The sequence below is a fragment of the Oscillibacter valericigenes genome (assembly GCF_021531915.1).
GTDB classification, from domain to species: Bacteria; Bacillota; Clostridia; order Oscillospirales; family Oscillospiraceae; genus Oscillibacter; species Oscillibacter valericigenes_A.
Map to the genome: position 1 here is coordinate 1 of NZ_JAFBIV010000039.1, position 4,700 is coordinate 4,700.

The following is a 4,700-nucleotide window of genomic DNA, read 5'->3' on the forward strand; positions in this document are numbered from 1 at the left end:
ATTTTTTCTTTTCCACCGTGCACGGCGCATTTTCTTTTTGATGTCTCAAAAAGAAAATGGGGGGTGCATCCCCGCCCGGCGAAGCCGGGCATCCCCCGTGCGCCCCGGCAGGGGCGCAATTCCCGTGCCGCAAAGCGGCACACCCCCGTCCCGGCCCCGTGGGCCGACATCCAACGCATACTCCGAAGAGAAAGCAAATTTTCCATTTTCGTGTATGAAAATCCAAAATCCAGAGACCCTATGCAGGAACCCATTTGAAGCCTGAAAAGGAGTGATCTGATCTTGGAAACGGGAATCCATAACACCTCGGAGATCGGCCGCCTGCGGAAGGTCATGCTGCACCGCCCCGGCCTGGAGCTGGAAAACCTGATGCCCGAGTACCTGGAGCGGCTGCTGTTCGACGATATCCCCTACCTGAAGGATGCCCAGCGGGAGCACGACGCCTTCGCCGACTGCCTGCGCCAGCAGGGCGTGGAGGTGGTGTACCTGGCCGACCTGGTGGTGCAGTCCCTCTCCGGCCGGGAGGTGCGGGAGGACTTGATCCGCCAGTTCCTGGACGAGTCCGGCGTCACGGACCACCGGAGCCGGGAACTGCTGGAGGACTATCTGGAGCGGATGGACGACCGGAAGATGGTGGATACCATGATGGCCGGCGTCCGCAAGGCCCAGCTGCGGGGCAGCGGCGGAAAGCTGGGGGACTACCTCACCAACCTGGAGGATGACTACCCCTTCGCCGTGGACCCCATGCCCAACCTGTATTTCACCCGGGACCCCTTCGCCACCATCGGCACCGGCGTGTCCATCCACAAGATGCACACCCCCACCCGGAACCGGGAGACCCTCTTCGGCAAGTTCATCTTCGAGCACCATCCCGAATACCGCAACGCCCCCCGCTGGTACGACCGGGGCGAGACATCTTCCCTGGAGGGCGGCGACATCCTGGTGCTCAGCCCCGAGGTCCTGGCGGTGGGCATCTCCCAGCGGACCCGGGAGGACTCCATCGACACCCTGGCGGAGGCCGTCCTGTCCTACGACGGCACCTTCCGCAAGGTCCTGGCCTTCAATATCCCCAAGACCCGGTCCTTCATGCACCTGGACACGGTGTTCACCATGGTGGACCGGGACAAGTTCACCGTCCACCCCAACATCCTCTCCAGCATCACCGTGTTCGTCATGGAACTGGATGAGAACCGGAAGATGAAGATCCGCCAGGAGGACGGCCGCCTGGAGGACATCCTGAAGGAGCACCTGCACCTGGACAAGGTGACCCTCATCCCCTGCGGACAGGGCAGCGAGATCGACGCCGCCCGGGAGCAGTGGAGCGACGGCAGCAACACCCTGGCCATCGCCCCCGGCGAGGTGGTGGTGTACTCCCGCAACTACGTCACCAACCGCTCCCTGGAGGAGGCGGGGATTCGTATCCACACCATCCCCAGCGCGGAGCTGAGCCGTGGGCGGGGCGGGCCGAGATGTATGAGTATGCCCCTTTGGAGGGATGATCCCTGATTGCCCGGCGGCTCCACCGGGACGGGGGGAGGGGGGACATTTCTCTTTTGAAAAGAGAAGTGTCCCCCCACGCCCCCCAAAGAGAAACCCGGGGGGACTCCGATTTCCCCCCGGACCCCCTTGAAACGGCCAGACCAGGGGGCCTGCGGGCCCCCTATTCTGGACTACACCCCCGAAGGGGGGAGAGCAACTGCCCAGGCAGCGCGTAGCGAAGCGGAACGCGCGGGGCCAGAAGTCAAGTCCTTTCGTCGACCACCCACGAAAGCTGCTGCGCAGTGCCAAATGCGGGGAAGCAGTTCTCTGTTTTGCCGGGGTATAGCGCACCCGGTACGGGCCTGCAAGTTCGCATGGCACCGGCCACGACAACTCTCGTATTTGTCCAAACCTGCCCAAAGGGCAGGCTTTGGACATAAAGCGCCTTTCTTTTCCACCGCTGCGGCGGCGACTTTTCTTTCGGCAAGACGAAAGAAAAGTGGGGGCCGCATTCCCGCCCGGCAAAGCCGGGCACATCCCCCGCGCGCCCCGGCAGGGGCGCCTTCCCGCGCCGCAAAGCGGCGCAATCCCCCGTCCCCCGCAGGGGGACACCCAACTACTTCATCTTGAAAAGGAGACATCACCATGGCAGTGAATTTGAAAGGCCGGAGCTTTCTGACTCTGGAAGATTTTACCCCGGAGGAAATTCGTTATCTGCTGGACCTGGCCCGGGACCTGAAGGCCAAGCGCCGGGCGGGCATCTGCGAGCCGACGATGAAAGGCAAGCACATTGTGCTGCTGTTTGAAAAGACCTCCACCCGCACCCGCTGCTCCTTCGAGGTGGCGGCCACCCAGGAGGGCGCCCACGTTACCTACCTGGACGCGGGCAGCTCCCAGATGGGCAAAAAGGAGTCCCTGGAGGACAGCGCCAAGGTGCTGGGCCGCTTCTTCGACGGCATCGAGTACCGGGGCTATGAGCAGTCCGTGGTGGAGGACCTGGCGAAATGGGCGGGCGTGCCCGTGTGGAACGGCCTGACCGACGCCGACCATCCCACCCAGATTCTGGCGGACATGCTGACCATCGAGGAGCACTGCCACAAGCCCCTGAACAAGGTCAAGGTGGTCTTTCCCGGCGATGTGCGGAACAACATGTGCTACGCCTGGATGATCGGCGCCGCCAAGATGGGCATGCACTTCGTGGCCCTGGGCCCCGAGGAACTGGCCAAAGAGATGGACAAGGACCTGATCAACCGGGTCTTCGCCGAGGCCCGGAAGAACGGCGGCCTCATTGAGATCACTGACCACATGGAGGATGTGAAGGACGCCGATGTCATCTACGGCGACATCTGGGCCTCTATGGGGGAGGAGGAGCTGATCCCCAAGCGGGCGGAGCTGCTGTCCCCCTTCCGGGTGACGGAGGAGACCCTGAAAGCCACCGGCAACCCCAATGTGCTGTATATGCACTGCCTGCCCTCCTTCCACGACTTTGAGACCAAGCTTGCCAGGGAGTGGCAGGACAAGGGCGTGGACATCCGGGAGGTCACCGACGAGGTGTTCCGCAGCAAGCACTCCGTGGTCTTCGACGAGGCGGAGAACCGGATGCACACCATCAAGGCTGTCATGGTGGCGACAATCGGCAAATAATCGTGCGCTGTGCCGCGGCAGGCGGCAGCGAAAAGCTCAAAAAAAGGAGAGCTTTTATGGAAAAATCAAAGTTTCGTATGCCCACAGCCTACACCATTCTGTTCCTGCTGATCATCCTGGTGGCCGTTGCCACCTGGCTCATCCCGGCGGGGGCTTACGACTACGTGGACGGCGTCCCCGTGGCAGGCAGCTACCACCTGACGGACCCCAACCCCCAGGGGATTGGCGCGGTGCTGAAGGCGGCCTTTTCCGGCTTCTTCGACGCCGTGGATGTCTGCGTCTTTATCCTGATGGTGGGCGGCTTTCTGGGCGTGGTCATGAAGACCGGCGCCGTGGACGCCGGGGTGGCCCACACCATCCGGCTTCTGGGCGGCCGGGAGAAGTGGCTCATCCCCATCCTCATGGTGCTCTTCGGCCTGGGCGGCACCACCTACGGCATGTGGGAGGAGACCATGGCCTTCTACCCCCTGCTGCTGCCGGTGTTTTTGGCGGCGGGCTATGACGCGGTGGTGGGCATCTCCGTCATCCTGCTGGGGGCCGGGGCCGGCGTTATCAGCTCCACGGTGAACCCCTTCGCCACCGGCATCGCCGCCGGGTTCGCCGGGGTCTCCCTGGGGGAGGGATTGCTGCTGCGGGCCATCCAGTGGGTGGTGTTCGAGGGCGCCGCCATTTGGTTCGTCATGGCCTACGCCGCCAGGGTGAAGAGGAACCCCTCCCGGTCCGTGGTGGGCGTGGGCGCCGGGAAAATTCAGGTCAGCATGGACGAGACCGTGGCCTTCACCACCCGGCGGAAGGTCATTCTGGCGGTGTTCACCCTGGTGTTCCTCATTATGATCTACGGCGTCATCCCCTTTGACGAGATGGGCCTGCCCCTGCCGACCTTAGGCTGGTGGTTCCCGGAGCTGTCCGCCCTGTTCCTGGTGGGCGGCATCGTGGTGGGCCTCATGGACCGCATGAGCGAGGCGGAGATCGCGGACACCTTCGTGGCGGGCTGCGCGGACCTGCTGGGCGTGGCCTTCATCATCGGCATCAGCCGGGGCATCACGGTGCTGATGAACGACGGCGGTATCACCGACACCGTCCTCCACTGGGGCGAGCAGGCCCTGGCCGGGGCGGGGCCTGTCAGCTTCGTGCTGCTGGTGTATCTCATCTACCTGCCCCTGACCATCCTGATCCCGTCTTCCTCGGGGCTTGCCACCCTGTCTATTCCCATCATCGCGCCCTTGGGCCGGTTCGCGGGGGTGGGGGGCGACCTGGTGGTGACGGCCTTCCAGTCGGCGTCGGGCCTGGTGAACATCATCACCCCCACGGCGGCGGTGGTCATGGGTGCCCTGGCCCTGGGGCATGTGCCCTATGATAAGTGGGTCAAGTACGTGTGGAAGCTGATCCTGTATTTCCTGCTGCTGACCATGGCGTTTCTGGTGATTGGCGTCATCATGGCGTAAAAAGTGCCCCCGCCTGGGGGCCTGAGGGAAAGGGGGAGATGTCTTTGGCGCAAAGACACCTCCCCCTTACACCCCCTCCAGAAACGTGGGGGCGTTTCGATTCCGCCCCCACACCCCCTAACGACACAAAGG

Annotated in this window: 4 protein-coding genes; all 4 read left to right on the plus strand. The window is 63.5% G+C overall.

Annotated elements, in window-relative coordinates; all coding sequences use genetic code 11:
- Positions 1-258: hypothetical protein (locus JQM66_RS12350; protein WP_235230165.1), on the plus strand; the 258-nt coding region annotated here is incomplete at its 5' end.
- A 24-nt stretch (positions 259-282) separates the two neighbouring features.
- Complete coding sequence (gene arcA / locus JQM66_RS12355; protein ID WP_268824421.1) at positions 283-1,506, plus strand: arginine deiminase; 1,224 nt, start codon at positions 283-285, stop codon at positions 1,504-1,506.
- Between the two features lie 618 nt (positions 1,507-2,124).
- Entirely contained in the window at positions 2,125-3,123 is a 999-nt protein-coding gene (gene argF / locus JQM66_RS12360; RefSeq protein WP_235230166.1) for an ornithine carbamoyltransferase, read from the plus strand.
- Positions 3,124-3,179: 56 nt separating this feature from the next.
- Positions 3,180-4,568, plus strand: a complete 1,389-nt coding sequence (locus JQM66_RS12365) for a YfcC family protein (protein WP_235230167.1) — start codon at positions 3,180-3,182, stop codon at positions 4,566-4,568.
- The last annotated feature ends 132 nt before the right edge of the window (positions 4,569-4,700 follow it).